Source organism: Arthrobacter sunyaminii (genome assembly GCF_018866305.1).
In the GTDB taxonomy this organism is placed as follows: Bacteria; Actinomycetota; Actinomycetes; order Actinomycetales; family Micrococcaceae; genus Arthrobacter_B; species Arthrobacter_B sunyaminii.
On sequence record NZ_CP076456.1, the window covers coordinates 1,734,623 to 1,752,535 of the forward strand.

A 17,913-nucleotide genomic window follows, 5' to 3' on the forward strand; every position below is an offset into this window, starting at 1 on the left:
TGAGCCTTGAATCTCAGGTAATGACCGTAACGTGTGCTGCGGGTCACAGGATGCTTAGCCGGTCGAAGACGGCTCCACGTTCACTGTGCCGTCCCGAATGACGACCTGCCGGTCCGGGCACACGCGCTCAGTGAGGACAACCTCCTGGCCCGTCGGGAACCGCACGGTGGTGTCCCCCTCGGTGCAGCCGTATCCGAGGATATGGACACCGCCGTCCGATTCGACGGTGAATTCCTGGTCTCCGGTGGACACCGTGACATCTTCGGCCCCCTCGTTGCTGAAACTGAGGTCACCGTCCGAGGCGCATCCGGTAAGGGCGACGGCTAACGCCATCACCACGAGTGTGCTTCCCCCGAGTTGCTTCACGTATCTCATTGCGTCCCTCGCTGGCTCGAATAACCCGTGTGGCAGCGAGCCTATACCCCGGTTTCGGTTTTGGGGCGGCGAACCGGTGAGCATCTGCGGTCCGCGCTACCCGCCGAGCCTGTGGGCGACCGTCGGAATCAGGATGGGCAGGTTGATGCCCAGATGAAGCAGCATGCACGCCGGCAGGTTGCGGGTCCTGGCGTAAAGAAGATAGATCGCAAGGGTTCCTATGCCCGAGGTCCAGAGCCACTGAGGTCCGAAGAAGACGGTGTGCGGAGCGACGAACAGGGGCACGGTGAGGACGTAGGCGAGCCAGGGGCGGCGCGTCAGCTCACTGAGGCGTTCAATCGGGTAGCCGCGGTACAGAATCTCTTCGCACACTGCCGCCGACACGATCATCCCGGCAACGGCGACGACGGGAAGCGACGTGATGGATGCCGTTCCTGAATCCTCGGCGGGCGGCCAAAAGGTGAGGACGGCCCACTGCCACGCCATGTAGAACCCGAACAGATACAGGGCCCATTCGAGATCTTTGCCCTGCGGACGCCGCAGCCCCAAGGATGCAACGGGGCGCCGTTCGATCAACAGCACGTATCCGAGAAGGAGTGAGACGGCGAGGACGTTCCACACGATCGAGTTGGCAGGACCCTCGAACCCCGGAGTGATACCCAACCCACGGCACACCCGGGGCAGCCACAGGGGCGAATAGGAGAGGGCAAGGCCAATGAAGACGACCAGCCAAGCCAGCCAGGGCCGGTTCGCCGCGGCTGCACTTATCTTCGACGGCCGCAGGTTCGATCTGCCGAACTGATTCATAGAGCGCCCACTCTAGAGTGGGAGATCCATGAAAGCTAGAGTGGCAGAATGCCTCGCCCAGTGGACCGTGACAAATATGATTCGAAGCGTTCAGCCATTGTTCGGGTGGCGGCGGGTCAGTTCGCCGAGCATGGCTACAGAGGTGCAACCACAGCCGCCATTTGTCAGGCGGCCGGGATATCCTCCGGCACGTTCTTCCACTACTTTCCCACCAAGCTCGAACTGCTCGTCGCGGTCCTCGGTTCCGACGTTGATGACCTGGGTGCGGACCTTGAACGGATCGAAGCAGAAGCATCAGGTCTGGCGGCTATCCTGGCCTACGCCGCTGCGCTGGAGGGTGACATCGCCGACTCGTCCTACTCCACCTTCGTGAACGGTCTCCTTGGCGTTGCGGCTGAGCCGTCGGTGGCGGCGATGCTCTCCGCCGAGTCCGAAACCGTGCTGGCCTTCCTTGTCCGGCATGTCGACATCGGGCAGCGCGACACATCCATCCGGCGGGACGTCAGCGCACCCAAGCTGGCGGCCTGGATTGGCTGGTTGATCGACGGAGCGGCCCAAAGCGCCGTCGCCGGTCTGCCGGAACGGCCGATCCCGCTGAGGGAAGCCATTCTGGCACTGACGAATTCAGGCCCTAAAGATTTGAAGCGCTGACTAGTAGCCGCGGCTGTTGGGGGATTCCGTACCAATGACGGTCAGGGAGACCTCGGGGTGGTTCTTTTCCACCCGGCGCAGCGCCCACACATCATTGAAAACAGCCACGTACGCACCGTCGGTCCGCACCAAGACCTCGGCGCCGTGCACGTTGGACAGGATCTCCGCGGCGTCGGCGGTGGTGAGCCTCGCCAGCGAGTAGGAGAGCTGCTCGTAGCGCATGGGCGCGTTGAAGTCCTGCGTCATGCGGTCTTCAACCACCTCGAACTGCATGGGCCCGACGGCGGCCAGCACCGGCGCCTGGTCTCCGCGCCGGTCCGAGCGCAGCACCTGGATGATGCCCTCGTGCTCCAGCTGGTCGATGCCGCGGCGGAACTGCTTGTAGCGGCTGGGATCCTTGGACCGGGCCACGCGGAAGTGCTCGGGGCTGAAGAACGGAATCGGCGGGTACTCCACCGGCTCCTCCACGTACAGGCTGTCACCCACGCGCAGGGCGGAGGCATTGACGAGCCCGACGACGTCGCCCGGGTAGGCCTGGTCGATCACTTCGCGTTCGCGGCCGAACAGGTGCTGGGCGTATTTGGTGGCGAAGGTCTTGCCGGTGTTGGAGTGCGTGACCACCATGCCGCGCTCAAAAATGCCGGAGCAGACGCGGATAAAGGCGACGTGGTCGCGGTGGGCCTTGTTCATGCCGGCCTGGACCTTGAAGACAAAGCCGGAGAACGGTGCCTCGACGGGACGGAGTCCGCCGTCCTTGTCCTCGCGGGCGGAGGCCGACGGCGCCAGATCCACCAGGGCGTCCAGGATCTGCTTTACGCCGAAGTTCAATGCGGCGGAGGAGAACAGGATGGGCGTGGCCTTGGCGTTGAGGAAAGCGTCACGGTCAAATTCGCGGCCGTCAATGACCAGCTCTGCTTCGCCCAGGGAGTCCTCCCACACGTCGCCTTCGCGGGCGAGGGCGTCCTCGGGGCTGAGGTGTTCTTCCTTGGCCAGGGACGCGCCGGAGTTCTGCCGTTCAAAGTGGACGTATTCGTCCTTCTGCAGGTCCCAGACACCGCGGAAGTCGCCGGCAATGCCGACAGCCCAGGTCAGGGGCATGGGGGTGAGTCCGGTGCGTTCGGTGATTTCGTCCATCAGGGCCAGCGGATCCAGGCCCGGGCGGTCCCACTTGTTGATCACGGTGATGATCGGCAGGTTGCGGGCGCGGCAGACCTCGAACAGCTTCATGGTCTGTGTTTCCAGGCCCTTGGCTGCGTCCACCAGCATGACGGCGCAGTCGACGGCGGCCAGCACGCGGTAGGTGTCCTCGGAGAAGTCGGCGTGGCCCGGGGTGTCGAGCAGGTTGATCACGGTGTCCCGGTACGCGAACTGCAGCGCCGTGGAGCTGATGGAAATGCCGCGGTCCTTTTCCATCTGCATCCAGTCGGAAACCGTCTCGCGGCGGTTTTCCTTGCCGTTGGTGGCACCGGCTGTGCCGATCACGCGGGCGTGCAGCGCCAGAGCCTCCGTGAGCGTGGACTTACCGGCGTCGGGGTGCGAGATCACCGCAAAGGTGCGGCGGCGGGAGGACTCGCGGACAATCGCCGCAGTCGCTTTGCCGGCCGGACTGGTGGTGGCGCTGACGGTGGGCTGAACCTGTAAGGACACTCCGCTGCTTTCACGTGTGGTGGGATGCGGCCGCAGGATGAAACGCCCGCGGCGGTGCTGTCATTAATGACAGCCTTTCCATTCTAGCCGTTCGCCTCTGCCCTCCGGACTGTGCAGTACCCATCCCCCCGGTTGCGGCCGGCGCTCGCCTGCCGCGCAGTTCCAGCCGGACCGGATGCGCGAGTGCCCGGATCCGAACAGCATCGGTGAGCACCTGCTCGCCCGACAAGCTTCCGGTGCGGCGGCGCAGGCGCGTCCGCAGGACGCATACCGCTGGATTGGTGCCCGCGTGGGCTGCATCACCTAGGGTGGTGGAAAACACAGCAATTTCCCGACGAAAGGCCTGTTCCCGTGGCTGAAGCATTTATTATTGACGCCGTCCGCACTCCCGTTGGCCGGCGAAACGGAGGACTGAGCAAAGTCCACCCCGCCGACATGGCCGCCCATGTCATCGCCGAAACCGTGCGTCGCACCGGGATCGATTCCGCAGAGTTTGATGAAGTTATCCTCGGCGCCATTGACCAGGTGGGTCCGCAGGCCATGGACATTGCCCGCACCTCCTGGCTGGCCGCCGGATTGTCCGAGCGTGTGCCCGGCACCACGGTGGAGCGCCAGTGCGGCTCCGGGCAGCAGGCGGTGTCCTACGCAGCGCAGGCCGTGATGAGCGGAACCAGTGATTTGGTCCTGGCCGGCGGAGTACAGAGCATGTCCTCCATTCCGATTTCCTTTGCCAACAGCGCGGCCCGGGAACTGGGCTTTCCGGATCCCTTTACCGGGTCCGCCGGCTGGGCTGAGCGGTACGGGGACCAGAAGGTCTCCCAGTTCATCGGCGCCGAAATGATGGTGGACAAGTGGGGCCTGACCCGTTCCGAAATGGAGGACTTCGCCGTCGAATCCCACGTCCGGGCGCTCGCAGCCCAGGCACAGGGCCGCTTTGACCGCGAAATCCTGCCGCTGAACGGAATCACCGCCGACGAGGGTCCCCGGGAACCGAACCGCGCCAAGATCGAGTCACTCGCTCCGCTGTCCGACGGCGGCCGGCTTACCGCCGCCACGTCGTCGCAGATTTCCGACGCCGCCGCCGTCCTGCTGCTGGCCTCCGAAGATGCCGTACGCCGCTACGGGCTCAAGCCGCGCGCCCGCATCCATTCCATTTCCGCCCGCGGTGACGATCCCATCATGATGCTCAGCGCCCCCATCGAAGCCACCCGGCATGCCCTGGGCCGGAGCGGGATGAGCCTGGACGAGATTGACCTGCTGGAAATCAACGAGGCCTTCGCGTCGGTGGTGCTGGCCTGGCAGCGGGAACTCGATGTGGACATGGACAAGGTGAATGTCAACGGCGGCGGCATCTCCCTGGGGCACCCGATCGGTGCCACCGGTGCCCGGATCATGACAACCCTGCTGCATGAACTCGAGCGCACCGGCGGCCGCTACGGCCTCCAGACCATGTGCGAGGGCGGCGGCCAGGCCAACGTCACCATTATCGAACGGCTGGATGAGGGCTTCCGGCTGTAGGACCCTTCCTGCGCGAGAAGTAACGGAAGGGCCGCCGGCTGGCGCCGATGACGGCATCAGTTGACAAGTGACTCGTGTCACTTCCACACTGGTGTTGTCTAATAAGCACCAATTGTTTACCCAGTGGCCGTGCTGTTCCCCGGTACGGCCACTGGGTAAAGCGCCGGAAGGACCGTCATGAATTCCCACCAGCAGGTCAACCAGCTGACCGAACGGGAGGTCCTCGCTGCGGCGGCGGAGCTCGTTGCCGCATTCTCCCGAACGGACACACGGGCGTACTTCGCGGCGTTTTCACCCGAGGCCACGTTCATTTTTCACCCTGAAGCGCAGCGCCTTGAAAGCCGGAGCGAGTATGAGGACCTCTGGAACGGCTGGCTCGCCGACGGCTGGTCCGTGACGGGCTGCGAAAGCACCGACGCACGGGTACAGCTCTGCGGCACGAGCGCCATCTTCAGCCATACGGTGAACACCACCACCCGCGTGGGGGAGATTACGGAAACGCTTCGGGAACGGGAAACCATAGTGTTTACCCGCCAAGGCAGCCGCATCCTGGCCGTTCACGAGCACCTGTCCACGGCGCCTTCCGGTGCAGCGGAATCCTCCGCCGCGTCTGCCGCCGCCTCGTCCTCCACCCCCGAAGCCGGCGTCGTTGCCTCCGGCACGGCAGCCTAAGGCCGGCCCGCCATGTCATCATTTGAGGCCAACGCCGGCCGCCCAGCGAAAACCGCCGCCGGAACAAACCGTCCCTCCGCCTGGTCCCGGCTGTCCCGCCGGCTGGACGAAGATTCCGAGGGCTACGGTCCGATCCGGGGAACCCTGGGCACCGGGCGGATCGGCATGATCTGGCTTGCCGCCAACCTGGTGGTGACCACCCTCTTGACCGGCACCCTGTTTGTTCCCGGCGTCACCTGGCCCACAGCCGTGGGCATGATCGTGCTGGGGACCGTAATCGGTGCCGCTGTTCTGGTGCTGATCGGCAACATGGGTACCCGCACCGGCCTGCCGACCATGTCCCTGTCCAAAGGTGCCTTCGGACTGCGCGGGTCTTTCCTGGCCGTGGCCGCAAACGTCGTGATCCTCATGGGATGGAGCTGGGTACAGGCCATGCTCGCGGGCGTCACGGTCAACTTCCTGGTGGAGCGGTCCACCGGGTTCTCCTCGCCGATCCTGTTCTCCGTCCTGTGCCAGCTGCTGGTCGTGTCCCTGGCCATCTTTGGGCACAAGGGCATTGCCCGGGTGGAGCCGTGGCTGGCACTGGTGATCCTGGCGATCATGGGCTACATCTTCACGGTTTCCTTCACCACCTTCCCGCTGGCAGACTTCGCTGCGATTAAAGCTGATCCCGCAGCCGGCTGGTCGGCGGTCGCGGTGCTCGACGTCGTCATTGCCACCGCAGTCTCCTGGACCGTGCTGTCCGCCGAATTCAACCGGCTGGCCAGGACTCAGGCGGCAGGCGTGGCTGGCTCCGCCGTCGGCTACCTGCTTTCCACCGTCCTGGCAATGGTGCTGGGCGCCACCGCCATTGGCTATGTGGTGCTCGACGGCGGGGAAGCCGTGGGCTTTGAGCCGGCAGTCATTGTGGGAGTCTTCGGTGCCCCGCTCGCCGTCGTCATTTTCCTCTCCGTGATGGCCACCAACACGATGGTCGTCTACGGGATGGTGTCCTCGGTGGTGAACATGGTTCCGTCGCGGAAAATCCGTTTCCTTCCCACGGCGCTCATCCTGGGTGCCGTGTCGATCCTCGGTTCGACCTGGCTGGGTCTGCTGGACAGCTTCACGTCCTTCCTCACGGTCATTGGATCACTGTTCATCCCCGTCTTCGCCGTGATGATTGCCGACTACTACCTGGTGAACAAGTCCTCCTACAGTGCAGACATCCTTCGCGCCCGCGGCGGCCGCTACTGGTTCCGGGGCGGATTCAACGTGCCGGCCCTGGTGACCTGGCTGCTGGGCGCAGCCGTCTCGCTGCTGCTCACCTATGCCGTTGCCAGCCCGGTGGGTGCGACCATTCCAACCTTCCTGTTCAGCTTTGCCCTGTACTGGGGATGGTGTGCCGCAGGGGGCAGACGCGTCTCGGGTTCACCCGTGTCCCTGCACCTGAGCGAGGCTGAGCCCGAGCATGCAGGCAGTTGACCTCAGCCACCCGGTGGTCACCGGCATGCAGGTTTTCCCCGGTGACCCCGGGGTGTTCCTGAGGAACGCCGCCTCAGTGGAGCAGGATGGTTTCCAAGTTGCCGAATTGCACTTGGGAAGCCATACCGGAACACACCTGGATGCACCGCTGCACACGGTTCCGGGAGGGGCCGGGGTGGACCGGCTTCCCCTGGAGACGCTGATGGGACCGGCCCGGATTATTCCGGTGGCGGAACCGGCCGAATACGGGTGCATCCGGTGGCAGGACGTTGCCGGGGGCATGCATGGCCTCGCTCCCGGCACGATCGTCCTTTTCCGCACCGGCTGGTCCTCCTGCTTCAATACGCCCCGCTATCTGCGGCATCCGTTTTTTGAAGCGGAGATTGCCGTCCGACTGCTGGCCGCGGGCGTCCGCACGGTGGGTGTGGATACCCTGAATCCCGATCCCACTCCGGCACCCGGTTCCAGCGGACCGGTGGACCTTCCCTTCCATGACGAGTTCCTGGGAGCGGGCGGGGCCATCATCGAAAACCTGACCAATTTGGATGCCGTGACCTGGACGGACCCCTGGTTTTCGGCGCTTCCGCTGCGGCTGTCAGAGGTGGACGGCTCACCTGTGCGGGCAGCAGCTTTCCAGCTCTGAGAATCGGGGGGGCTGATCCGGACCGGTGCTCCGGGAAACATGCGGCTGTCTCAGACCAGCCCGGCGGACCAGCGCAGCCGCAGGCTCTCCTCCAATTCCTGCTCGGCGATCCGCCGGCCAATCTCGGCCAGCTGATCCTGGAGCAGTGGAATCCAGCGGTTCTCCACGGCACGCTGCCGGGTGCGGGTGGCGAGCAGTTCCCGGGACACCAGGAGCAGAGCCCGTTCGGTGCCCGCCGCAGTGACCGCGGCCTGCAGGGCCTCCCGATGCGCTGCGGCGGCATAGGCCAGAGCTGAACTCCCGCCGGTTGGCGACGGATCGGGGAGCAGGCACTCGGCATCCTGCGGATAGGAAATCCCCATGGCGCCGCCCCACCGAACCGTTACCCGCGCGGGGTTATCCGGTGCTGCCTCCATGATGCGGTCATCACCATCCAAACCCGCAGCACGCTGCAGCCACACGGCCGCCCGGCGGGCCTGCTCCTGCCACGCGAGGCGGGCGGCATCTGCCTCCTCCTGCAGCCCGTCGATCGCGAGCCGGAGAATCCGCTGCTTGCGGTCCAGCAGTTCGGCGCCCCGGGTGGCAGTGGCCAGGCGGCGCTCGACGTCGGCCTTGTCAGCCCGGCTGCCGGTGCTGCGGAACCCGCTCACAGCGAAGCACCGCCTTCGGGGCCGGGCAGATATTTGTCCAGGAACTCGGCGGACAACATGTTCAGCTCCCGCCGGGGCAGCAGCGACAAAGCCTGCCAGGCGCGTGCCATGGTTTCGTCGAAAGTCCGCAGCTCGTCCCTGCCCTGGTTGAGCAGGTCATGCTCCACCACGTTGCGGAACTCAATGTAGGCGTTATCGGTCTCGCTCAGGGCTGCCGTGCCCACCAGTTCGGCCAGCTCCGCGGCGGACCGCGCACGGGCCATCGCCGAGAGAATCTGGGCGGCCACGTCCAGGTGATCCTCCCGGGTGCGGCCTTTCCCCGCGCCGCTGCGCATCAGACGGGACAACGAGGACAGCTCATCCACCGGAGGGTAAATGCCCCGCGCGTCGACGTCCGGATCCAGGACCACCTGGCCCTCGGTGATGTAACCCGTGAGGTCGGGAACGGGATGGGTGATGTCCCCGGCCGGCATGGTCAGCACCGGCACTATGGTCACCGAGCCTTCCCTGCCCTGCACCCGGCCGCAGCGCTCATAGAGCGTCGCCAGATCGCTGTACAGGTAGCCGGGATAGCCGCGCCGGGCCGGAATCTCCCGCCGGGCAGCGGAGACTTCGCGGACTGCTTCGGCATAACTGGTCATGTCCGACATGACCACCAGCACGTCCGAGCCGTGGTCATACGCCAGGGACTCGGCCACGGTCAGGGCAATGCGGGGAGTGAGGATGCGTTCGATCACCGGATCATCGGCGGCGTTCAGGAGCAGCACCAGCTCACCGGCGGCGGAGCGTTCCTCCAGCCGGTCCCGGATAAAGGCAATGTCCGCGTGCGTCATGCCCATGGCTGCAAACACCACCCGGAACGCCCGCCCGGAGGAGGTGGTGGCCTGTGCGGCAATCTGCGTCGCCAGGGTGAGGTGGGGCAGGCCGGGAACCGAGAAGATCGGCAGTTTTTGTCCCCGGACCAGAGTGGTCAGGGCATCGATGGCTGAGATGCCCGTAAGCACCGGATCCTGGGGAGGCTCGCGGTACACGGGGTTCAGCGGCCAGCCGCCCACCGGCATGGGCGTTCCTCCGGTCACCGGGGGGCCGCCGTCGAGCGGTTCACCGCGCCCGTTGCATACCCGGCCAAGCCAGCCGGGGCCTGCGGGAACCGCCAGCGGGCGGCCCGAGAAACGGATCTCAATGCCGCCCAGTGACATGCCCTCGGTGCCCTCGAGCACCTGCAGGGTGGTTTCATCCCCGTCCACCTCAAGCACGAGACCATGCCGGTCCGGCTGGCCGCTGACCGCAACGGTGGCGAACTCGTCCCAGCCCACCCCCTCGGCATCGCCCAGCACCAGCAACGGTCCGCGCAGCTCCCGCACACCGCTGTGCCCCACGCCGGGAATGGCGGAGGCCGGCACCGGGCCGGCGGCATTGGTGTCCGTGGAGCCGGCCGGCACCGGATTTGCCCTGCTGTCATGTGCCGCCATTGATGCCTCCCGAAGATTCCCTGCCGGTTTCTGCACGGTCCGGTTCTGCGCGGTCCTGTCCTGCACGGTCTGGTCCAGCACCGCCCAGTTGCTCCAGCTGGCGCAGAAACTCGCGTCCCTGTGTCCAGACGCCGTCGGCATCGGCGGGTCCGGTTGTCTCGCGCAGCCGCAGCACAGGTGTGAAGTCCACGCGTTCGACGTCGGCCGCCGGGACACCGCGCGCCACCAGTGCCTGGCACGCATCCACCACGTCCAGCACAATCTGCAGCAGTGCCGACCCCTTTTCAGCCGATGAGTAACCGTCATTGGGGCTGAGCGCGTTCTGCAGCAGGACGCCGTCGCGCACCAGCCGCCCGCCCAGCAGCACCATCTGCTCATGCCCGGGCAGGGACGCGGTGCCGATGATCTCGGCCAGGGCGGTGAGCCGGTCCGCTTCGGAGAGCAGCAGAGTGGCCGACGCCCGGCGCTGGGCCCACAGCGGATCTCCGTTCGCTGTGTGCCAGCGGGCCAGAGCCTCGGCATCACGGGCGAAGGAGCCCCGCCAGCTGACGGCCGGATAGTGCCGGGAGTAGGCGAGGTCCCGGTCCAGCACCCACAGGGAACGCACAAAGCGCTGGGTGTCGGTGGTCACCGGTTCGCTCATGTCGCCGCCGGGAGGGGAGACAGCGCCAATGACGGTGACCGACGCCGTCGCGCCGCCGAGCGTGCGCACCCGCGCCGCCCGCTCGTAAAAGGCGGACAGTTCGCTGGCCAGGGAGGCGGGATAGCCTTCCTCGGCCGGGAGGTCGCCGTTGCGGTTGGCGAACTCGCGCAGGGCCTCAGCCCATCGGGAGGTGGAATCGGCAATGACGACGGCGTCGTACCCCATGTCGCGGAAGAACTCGGCCACGGTGACGCCGCTGGCAATGGAAGCCTCCCGGGCCATCATGGGCATGTTGGAGGTATTGGCGATGATCACGGTCCGGTCGATCAGTTTGCCTCCGGTGCGGGGGTCGTCCAGATCGGAGAGGCCGTCCAGCACGTCCGCCATTTCGTTGCCGCGCTCGCCGCAGCCCACATAGACAATGACGTCGGCGTCGGACCACTTGGCGATCTGCTGCAGGGTGAGGGTCTTTCCCGTGCCAAACCCGCCCGGGACGGCCGCTGCCGAGCCACGGGGGAGCGGAAAGAGCAGGTCGAGGACCCGCTGTCCCGTGTGCAGGGGCAACGCCTCGGTCAGGCGCTCGCCGAAAGGCCGGGCAGTATGCACCGGCCACTGCTGCGCCAGCGGCACCTCCACCCCGTCTACGCGTGCCACCGGATCGAGGGGATGGACGGAACCCTCCGCCAGCCACTGGACAACGCCGGCGACGGCGGGGGGCACCATCACGCGGAACTCCACGGTGCCCGCCCCCGGGACTGTGCCGATGATCTGTCCGGGCTGCACGGTGTCTCCAATGTTCACCGAAGGGGTGAACTCCCATTCGGTTTCCAGCACCGTCGGATCTTCCGCCGAAGCCTGCCGGTCCTGGGTCAGCCACAGGGGAGCGGAGGACAGCGGACGCAGCAGCCCGTCAAACACTGTTCCCAGCAGGCCCGGCCCCAGCAGCCCGGAAAGCTGGTGGCCGGACCGTTCCGCCGGGTCGCCGGACTTCAGTCCGCCGGTGTATTCATACGCCTGAAGCGTGGCATTCTCTCCGTTGATCGCCACTACCTGGGCGGAAATCCGCTCCGGACCGATGGCCACAATTTCCAGCATGGACAGTCCCTGCAGGCCCGTGATCTCCACCAGCGGTCCGCTGACCCTGGTGATGGTTCCTGTTTCGAGGCCGGAACTGCTGCCAGCGGTGTTCACTCGGCGTCCCATAACCGGTGCACCTCCCCGGCACGGTTTTCCAGCGCCTGTGCTGCCAGCGCGGGCAGGGAGAAGTCCAGATGTCTGGATCCTGCCGTTGCGGTCACCCCGCCCTTGTAGCTCTCTGTCACTGAAGCCATGGGCCCCAAGATGCTGTCCGCCCGTTCGGTGAGGATTCGCAGCAAACGCGGATACCGGGGATCACTGCGCAGCTCCTGTGCCTGTTGCTGGACTTGTTGGATCAGCTCGGCGCGGAGGGCTTCCTGCTGTGCCAGGACGGTGCGCCGTGCCTGCCGCCGGATGCGTGCGGAACGTCCGGAAGCCTCGGTGCGGGCAGCTTCGCGGCCCTGCTGCTCAGCGGTTTTCCGGATCTCGTCCGCTTCCGCCCGGGCGGTGCTGAGAATCGCGTCGGACTGGGCCCGGGCATCCTCGGCCAACCTGCTGGCCTCTTTGTCTGCTCCGCGCCGCAGGGCATAACGGAGCGGTTCAAGGGATGCTTCGGATCCCGAGGGAAGGCGGCTCATGAGGGCATCACCGCCGTCAGGGGAGAGGCGGGCTCATTAATCTGTTCCGCCAGGATTCGTGCGGCGCCCGGTGTCAGGATCACGGCAGACACGGTGTCCGGTAGGCGGGACCAAGCGGCTTTGACCTCCGCGTCACCCGTGGCCGGATAGAGGACGGCGCCGGCAAGCCGGAAACCCTGGAGCAGCGCCGGCTCCCCAAGGGCAGCCACCGTTCCGGAGTCGTTCATGCCTGCCCGATCAGGATGATCGAGATGATCAGCCCGTAAATGGCGATGCCTTCGGCCAAACCCACCACCACCATCGCCCGGCCAAATATTTCCGGCCGTTCGCTCATAGCGGCCAGGGCCGCTGATCCGGTGTAGGCTACCGCAATGGCCGCACCAATCGAGGAGCCCGCGACGGCGATCGCGGCGCCGATCAAAGCGGCACCGCTGCTGTCGCTTCCCTCAGTGGCCATGGCGACGGCCGTGGATGCAGCGCCGCCGTCGCCCACTCCGGCAGTTGCCGGTGCAGCGTTCAGCGCCGCGGCAAAGAGGGCCAGCGCCCCGGCCATCAGCAGCGCGTTAAGGCCCAGCAGCGCCTTGATGCCGGTGCGTCTGTTGCGGCGCATCAGCGCTAGGGCTCCGACGGCGAGCAGGACAACAAGGATAAGGACCAGCGGAAGGCCGGCAAACCAGGGGCTCATGGGTGACGCCTTTCAGCTGGGGATGCAGATTCGTCGGTGTCGGGATTCCAGGGCCGGAAGCGCCGGCCCTCTTCCTGGAAGACACGGGAAAACAGTTCGTAATACTCGAGCCTCAGGGCCTGGATCCCGGCCACCAGTCCCTCAAGGGCGAAGGTGAGGATGTTGCCGAGAAGGAAAACCAGGACGGCCAAAACCGCCCGCCAATCCGGGGCCCACAAAGCGGTGGTAGCCTGCCACACCACTCCCAGGAGGGCAGCATGGGTGAGCCCGAAGGCCGCCAATCGGGCAAAGGAGACCAAGTTGGAGCCCAGCTGGACCACGCTGTCGACCAGCTCCACGCTTGCCTGCAGCCCGCCCGTCGCGCCACCGCCGGACTCGGTGAACAGTCCAATGAACATGAGCACCAGGGCAATCAGCGCGGCCACCCCGGCGATCACCAGAATCACGGTATTGGACGCGAGCAACCCCCACGCCAGCAGGCCGATGGCGGCGAACAGAAGTGCTCCGGCCAGCCCGGACCGTGCGTACAGGGCGTAGCCCCAACCGCCTTCACGAACGCGGTTGATGGTGCCCAGGGTGTAAGCCCCGGCCAGCAATACCGCACCGAGCACAACGGCGGCAACCAGCAGCGGAATGGGCTCCTCCAGCGGTTCCAGCCACAACACCGGGATAACGCCGGTGGGCCCGAAGAATTCGCCGTAGAGGAAGCCGAAGAACACAGCGGACAGTCCGGCGCCGGTGATGAAGAGCCAGGTCCGGCGGAACCGTTCCAGCCAGGGAACCTTCAGGAACCGGATCAGCAGCCCGGCGATGGCCAGCAGGGCACCCTGTCCGGCGTCCCCGAACATCACTCCGAACATGACCACGTAGGCCACCCCGGCGAGCCGGGCCGGATCAAGATCCGCGTACGGCACAGTGGTGTAGGTGTCCACGAGCAGGCGGGACAGTGCGGGCACCTGGCGGCGGCGCCGCTCGTCGCCGGTCAGCAGTGTAGGCGGCTGCGCACCCTGCGGCCTCCGGATGACGACGGCGGAAGCTCCGTGCGGTTCCAGCGCCGACTGAAGGTCCCGCAGGGCCCGCGACGGCGACCAGCCCACCAGGCCCGCCACGGGACCGTGGACGACGGCGGCTTCCGCTGCCCGGTTGTACTCTTCCGGTCCGGTCCCCGGTTCATACGGCAGATCAAGTTCCACGGCTTTGCTGCGGGCCACCTCGGTCAGCATTTCGTGCCGGGCCTGAAGCGGGGCCACCAGTGCCACCCGCTCCATCCGCACCGGACTCAGGGTTTCACGCCACGGCATCGAGCACCTCGCTGTTTCCGGCGTTCACCGCGGCAGCAGCCAGTGCTGCCCGCACACGCCAGGCATCCACGGCCAGTACAGCCATGGCGCCCAGAACAACGTCAGGACCTGGCAAACCCGCCCGCAACAGATGAAACCCGTCCATCTCCACCCGTGCCGCCAGCAGCGCTTCACCGCGCCAGAGTTCGGTGGGGATCTGCAGTGAGTTCAGCGCCTGCGCCGGTCCGGGGGGAAGGACGGCGCGCAGGGCATCAGGGTTGTCGGCGCCCACCCAGCCGGTTCCAATCAGCGGCCGTAGCAGCGACAGCAGCCGCTCTCCGGGGGAGGACCTGTCAATAGAGACCAGCCGGGCACAGAGCAGGGCAGCTGCTGAAGCAGCCCAGGAACGTGCCGGCGGTGCCTCGTTGGCAAGCCGCCGGAGCCAGACCATGGTGAGGACATCGGACAGTGCAGCGTCCTGCCCGGGATCGCCCCACGGGGAAGAACTCAGCGCGGACCGCAGCTCTTCCACGGTGCCGGCTGTTTGAATCCGGGGCCATGCTGTTGCCAGCCCGCCAAGGTCAAAGGGCTGAAAGTCCTCGCCGGACCTGGAACTGCGACCGGAACCTGCCCCGGTGTCCGGGCTTGACCCGGTACCTGTGCCTGCTCCGGTATCCGTGCTTGAGTTCGGGGTGTCCTGGCGCGTTTGGGCGGTCTGCTCCCGCCGCAGTTTAAGCTCCAGAGACAAAATGTTGTCGGCTTCGAACACGGCAGCGGCAGAACGAACCAGCCGCGCACCTCCGGCCGGGAGCCAGCCGGCAAGGACCCTCAACTGCCACAGGACTGTCCTGCGCGTGGCACGCTGTGCCTGGGCCAATGTCTGAACAAGCTCCAGCTCATCCGCATAGGCTGTTACGGCAAGACGGTCCAGGGCGGCCTGCAGATCCGGCGAGGCGGCGATCCCGCGGCAGGTCCCCGCGCCGACGCGGCGCTGGGCCATGGACCGCGCGCGAACGGAGGCCGCGACCCAATCTGACCTCATGGTGCGGCGTCACTTCCGTGCTTATCGGTGTCCGCGGCATTTGCCTGATCTGCGCCGGAGCCAAGCAGATCGGAAACCAAATCCGCCACAATGGCAGCAGCCAACTGCGGCACGCGGGATTCACCCCGGCGTTTCAGTGCCGCTGCCTCTTCCTTTGCCTGGCCGAGCATCTGCTCATCGGAGGCAACAGCTTCCCGGGAAACGGCTGCCGCGGCGTTGGCGCGGACAGCGCCGCTGTCCATCCGGGCCTGTTCCACCATGGCTGCAGCCTGGGTTCGTGCCTGGGCAACCGTATCTGCTGCCCTCGCGGTCGCCGAGTCCACCAGAATCCTGCCGTCGCGGATGGTTGGGTCCAGCGCCTCAAAGACCGGAACAAGTTCGGCTTCGGGGCCCTGATCATCGCCGGCAGGTACTCCGGAAGGGCCTGCAGGGCCGGGTGCTCCCACAGGCCGGAACCGATCGAGCAAGCTGTTGCGTGCCATTCATGCACCTCCTGGGAAGCAGTAGTGCTGCGTGTTCCTCGAAGCGGACCGGGTCTGTCGGCATAACGGCCGGAAGCGGGGGATTGAGGCGAACTTTTTCGCTAACCCCCGGGGGCGCCGTCGCCGTCTCCGGTTGCCTCAGCTTCGGAAGCCTCGCCGTGCTGGACAATGTCACCGTCCGTAAACAGGATTCCCCGTGCAATTTGCCGCCACAACGGGGTCCGGCGCAGCAGGAACTCGAGCTCCATGCTGAAGTGCTTGAACTCTTCGCCCAGGGAATCGTGCATGATGGCGCGGGACTCGGCATCGGGCTCAACAGCCATGCGCTGGACGTACCAGCCAATGGCTTCAGCCTCCTCGCTCAGGCTGGCGCACATTCGGGCGAAGGTCCTGGTTTCAGCGGGAAGTTCCGATGGCGGCTCGTGGTACTGCTCTGTGCCCATGCTCGTCTCCTGGTCCGGCCGGGATGCGGCCATGGTTCCGGCTCGGTCGCGTTAAGTCCTGTCCTTCGAGGTTACGGTTGGGTCTGCGGGGAAACAATGGTCGGCCCTTCGGCCTCCTTGGATAGCATGCAAAAGGCCCGGATGCAGCGTGCATCCGGGCCTTGGGAAGCGGTATTCGGGTCAGGCGAGCCGCCCGTAAGCGGACGCGAAATGCACCAGGGGATCAGCCTCGTCGTCGGCCGAAGCACGCCGTCCCATCGCCGCCACTTCACCCACCACCAACTGGTGAGTGGCCGCCGTCGTCACCTGCGTGGTGCGGACCTCGAACCAGGCGATGCAGCCTTCCATAACGGCGGCTCCGGTGACGGGCCCGCGGCCGTAGTCAACCTGGCTCAGCAGTCCTTCCAACGGAGATCCGGGACTTGCCAGCCAATTTGCCGTGCCGCGCTGGCGGGCGGAGAGCAGGCTCAGCGCCCAGGTTCCGCTGTCCACCACGGCCTCGGCGATCCGCGACTCTGCATAAAGACTCACCAGCAGCGTTGGCGGGTCGTAGGAAACCGAAAGGAAACCGCTCACTGTCGCGGCGTAGTCCCGGCCCCGCAGCCGGGTGGAAACCACAGCCACGCCGGAGGCAATGTCAGCGCTGAGCAACCGGTAGCTGTCGATCGCCTCGTCGGTAACTTCCGCGGAGGGAATCAGCTCTCCCGGGAAGACACCGTGCTCCACGGTGGAGCTACTTGGCGCCGTCTGCGGAGGCGGACTCCGACGGAACCAGCTTCACGGAGACGGAGTTGATGCAGAAGCGCTGATCGGTGGGCGTGTCAAAGCCTTCACCCTCGAACAGGTGGCCCATGTGGGAGTCACAGTTGGCGCAGCGGACCTCGATCCGGTCCATGCCCATGCTGCGGTCATGAAGGTAGCGGACCTTGCCTTCTGACAGCGGGGCAAAGAAGGACGGCCAGCCGCAGTGCGAATCGAACTTTTCACTTGAGGTAAACAGTTCGCTTCCGCAGGCCCGGCACTGGTAGACGCCGGCAGTCTTGGTGTCCCAGTACTCGCCGGTGTACGGGCGCTCGGTTCCGGCCTTCCGCAGGACCTGGTACTCCTCGGGGGTCAGTTCCTCACGCCACTGGTCATCTGTTTTTTGCACGGGCACGGTTCCGGTAGTCTCTTTCGTCATATCCGGGTCAACGCTTAAGAGCCGCCAATAAATCCCGAGCCCGAGTAGAGGTGCAGCACCGGCACCCCCAAGCGCTCCTGGGCTTCGTTTGCCCAATCGGTCCGGAACGTGTCCTCTACGGCGTGCGGCGTGGTGATCACGACAACCTGCTGTGCATTCGTTGCCTTCGCCGCGGCAACCACTGCCTGAACCGGGTCCTCTCCCGTCACTGAGCCGCCGGCTTCCAGGCCCGACGACGCCAGCAGTGCCAGCGATTCGCTCAGCTGAACTTCGGCAGCCTTTGTCTCCTGGTCCTTCGTGGGTTTTCCACCGGTCAGGTCTCGGAATGCTTCTGCAAACTGAAGCAGGCTCAGGTTGTCCAACACATCAACGAGCAGGTTGCGTCCGGTATCGGCCGGGACCAGCACCTCAAAGCGGGCCGGGTTGTCCTGGATCAGATACCGCAGGTTGGTGATGTCCACTTCATTGAGGGACTCTTCGGTCAGCACCACGATTGTTGCAGTCATGCGGCCAGCTTACGTGATGAAAAATGCCTGGCCGGGGACTC

At 65.9% G+C, this 17,913-nt stretch carries 22 protein-coding genes; 6 read left to right on the forward strand and 16 right to left on the reverse strand.

What is annotated here, in order from left to right; translation table 11 throughout:
- Window positions 1-54: 54 nt before the first annotated feature.
- Both KG104_RS07605 and KG104_RS07610 read right to left on the reverse strand, forming a co-directional pair.
- A complete protein-coding gene (locus KG104_RS07605) occupies window positions 55-333 on the reverse strand; it encodes a hypothetical protein (RefSeq protein ID WP_207346625.1) in 279 nt (92 codons plus the stop codon).
- Between the two features lie 138 nt (window positions 334-471).
- Window positions 472-1,182, reverse strand: coding sequence for a CPBP family intramembrane glutamic endopeptidase (locus KG104_RS07610; protein ID WP_207346626.1), 711 nt, complete (start codon window positions 1,180-1,182; stop codon window positions 472-474).
- A gap of 48 nt (window positions 1,183-1,230) precedes the next feature.
- Here KG104_RS07610 and KG104_RS07615 point away from each other — a divergent pair, with 48 nt between their 5' ends.
- Window positions 1,231-1,833: a TetR/AcrR family transcriptional regulator gene (locus tag KG104_RS07615; protein ID WP_207346627.1), complete on the forward strand. Its 603-nt coding sequence runs from the start codon at window positions 1,231-1,233 to the stop codon at window positions 1,831-1,833.
- Here KG104_RS07615 and KG104_RS07620 read toward each other — a convergent pair whose 3' ends face one another.
- On the reverse strand, window positions 1,834-3,414 hold the full coding sequence (locus tag KG104_RS07620) for a peptide chain release factor 3 (protein ID WP_104054867.1): 1,581 nt from the start codon (window positions 3,412-3,414) through the stop codon (window positions 1,834-1,836).
- 241 nt (window positions 3,415-3,655) lie between these two features.
- On the opposite strand from KG104_RS07620, the gene KG104_RS18205 reads away from it, so the two are divergent.
- The 5 genes from KG104_RS18205 to KG104_RS07640 all read left to right on the forward strand — a co-directional run bounded on the left by KG104_RS18205 (window position 3,656) and on the right by KG104_RS07640 (window position 7,774).
- On the forward strand, window positions 3,656-3,787 hold the full coding sequence (locus tag KG104_RS18205) for a hypothetical protein (protein ID WP_273545211.1): 132 nt from the start codon (window positions 3,656-3,658) through the stop codon (window positions 3,785-3,787).
- Between the two features lie 44 nt (window positions 3,788-3,831).
- On the forward strand, window positions 3,832-4,998 hold the full coding sequence (locus tag KG104_RS07625; RefSeq protein ID WP_104054565.1) for an acetyl-CoA C-acetyltransferase: 1,167 nt from the start codon (window positions 3,832-3,834) through the stop codon (window positions 4,996-4,998).
- A 177-nt stretch (window positions 4,999-5,175) separates the two neighbouring features.
- Window positions 5,176-5,670 carry a nuclear transport factor 2 family protein gene (locus KG104_RS07630; protein WP_207346628.1) on the forward strand — a complete coding sequence of 165 codons (495 nt, stop codon included), beginning with the start codon at window positions 5,176-5,178 and terminating at the stop codon, window positions 5,668-5,670.
- 12 nt (window positions 5,671-5,682) lie between these two features.
- Window positions 5,683-7,131 (forward strand): purine-cytosine permease family protein, encoded by a 1,449-nt coding sequence (locus KG104_RS07635; RefSeq protein WP_207346629.1) that lies wholly within the window; start codon window positions 5,683-5,685, stop codon window positions 7,129-7,131.
- A complete protein-coding gene (locus tag KG104_RS07640) occupies window positions 7,118-7,774 on the forward strand; it encodes a cyclase family protein (RefSeq protein ID WP_207346630.1) in 657 nt (218 codons plus the stop codon). The genes KG104_RS07635 and KG104_RS07640 overlap by 14 nt, the downstream gene beginning before the upstream one ends.
- Window positions 7,775-7,824: 50 nt before the next feature.
- Here KG104_RS07640 and KG104_RS07645 read toward each other — a convergent pair whose 3' ends face one another.
- From KG104_RS07645 to KG104_RS07705, 13 genes are all read right to left on the reverse strand, one after another.
- The gene (locus KG104_RS07645) at window positions 7,825-8,424 is read right to left on the reverse strand and encodes a V-type ATP synthase subunit D (protein WP_181032260.1); all 600 of its coding nucleotides are present in this window, start codon (window positions 8,422-8,424) and stop codon (window positions 7,825-7,827) included.
- Window positions 8,421-9,896, reverse strand: coding sequence for a V-type ATP synthase subunit B (locus KG104_RS07650; RefSeq protein WP_104054560.1), 1,476 nt, complete (start codon window positions 9,894-9,896; stop codon window positions 8,421-8,423). The genes KG104_RS07645 and KG104_RS07650 overlap by 4 nt, the downstream gene beginning before the upstream one ends.
- Window positions 9,883-11,730, reverse strand: coding sequence for a V-type ATP synthase subunit A (locus tag KG104_RS07655; RefSeq protein ID WP_207346631.1), 1,848 nt, complete (start codon window positions 11,728-11,730; stop codon window positions 9,883-9,885). The genes KG104_RS07650 and KG104_RS07655 overlap by 14 nt, the downstream gene beginning before the upstream one ends.
- Window positions 11,727-12,254 (reverse strand): ATP synthase F0 subunit B, encoded by a 528-nt coding sequence (locus KG104_RS07660; RefSeq protein WP_207346632.1) that lies wholly within the window; start codon window positions 12,252-12,254, stop codon window positions 11,727-11,729. The genes KG104_RS07655 and KG104_RS07660 overlap by 4 nt, the downstream gene beginning before the upstream one ends.
- Window positions 12,251-12,481 carry a hypothetical protein gene (locus KG104_RS07665; protein ID WP_207346633.1) on the reverse strand — a complete coding sequence of 77 codons (231 nt, stop codon included), beginning with the start codon at window positions 12,479-12,481 and terminating at the stop codon, window positions 12,251-12,253. The genes KG104_RS07660 and KG104_RS07665 overlap by 4 nt, the downstream gene beginning before the upstream one ends.
- Window positions 12,478-12,939 (reverse strand): ATP synthase subunit C, encoded by a 462-nt coding sequence (locus KG104_RS07670; protein ID WP_207346634.1) that lies wholly within the window; start codon window positions 12,937-12,939, stop codon window positions 12,478-12,480. Before KG104_RS07670 ends, KG104_RS07665 begins: the two co-directional genes overlap by 4 nt.
- Window positions 12,936-14,240, reverse strand: a complete 1,305-nt coding sequence (locus KG104_RS07675; RefSeq protein WP_207346635.1) for a V-type ATPase 116kDa subunit family protein — start codon at window positions 14,238-14,240, stop codon at window positions 12,936-12,938. The genes KG104_RS07670 and KG104_RS07675 overlap by 4 nt, the downstream gene beginning before the upstream one ends.
- On the reverse strand, window positions 14,227-15,261 hold the full coding sequence (locus tag KG104_RS07680) for a hypothetical protein (protein ID WP_207346636.1): 1,035 nt from the start codon (window positions 15,259-15,261) through the stop codon (window positions 14,227-14,229). Before KG104_RS07680 ends, KG104_RS07675 begins: the two co-directional genes overlap by 14 nt.
- Window positions 15,258-15,743, reverse strand: coding sequence for a hypothetical protein (locus KG104_RS07685; protein ID WP_207346637.1), 486 nt, complete (start codon window positions 15,741-15,743; stop codon window positions 15,258-15,260). Before KG104_RS07685 ends, KG104_RS07680 begins: the two co-directional genes overlap by 4 nt.
- A 101-nt stretch (window positions 15,744-15,844) precedes the next feature.
- A complete protein-coding gene (locus KG104_RS07690; RefSeq protein WP_104054553.1) occupies window positions 15,845-16,186 on the reverse strand; it encodes a ferritin family protein in 342 nt (113 codons plus the stop codon).
- 180 nt (window positions 16,187-16,366) lie between these two features.
- Complete coding sequence (locus KG104_RS07695; protein WP_207346638.1) at window positions 16,367-16,912, reverse strand: flavin reductase family protein; 546 nt, start codon at window positions 16,910-16,912, stop codon at window positions 16,367-16,369.
- 7 nt (window positions 16,913-16,919) lie between these two features.
- Window positions 16,920-17,366, reverse strand: a complete 447-nt coding sequence (msrB, locus tag KG104_RS07700) for a peptide-methionine (R)-S-oxide reductase MsrB (RefSeq protein ID WP_104103150.1) — start codon at window positions 17,364-17,366, stop codon at window positions 16,920-16,922.
- 14 nt (window positions 17,367-17,380) lie between these two features.
- Complete coding sequence (locus tag KG104_RS07705) at window positions 17,381-17,872, reverse strand: hypothetical protein (protein ID WP_104054550.1); 492 nt, start codon at window positions 17,870-17,872, stop codon at window positions 17,381-17,383.
- Window positions 17,873-17,913 lie beyond the last annotated feature (41 nt).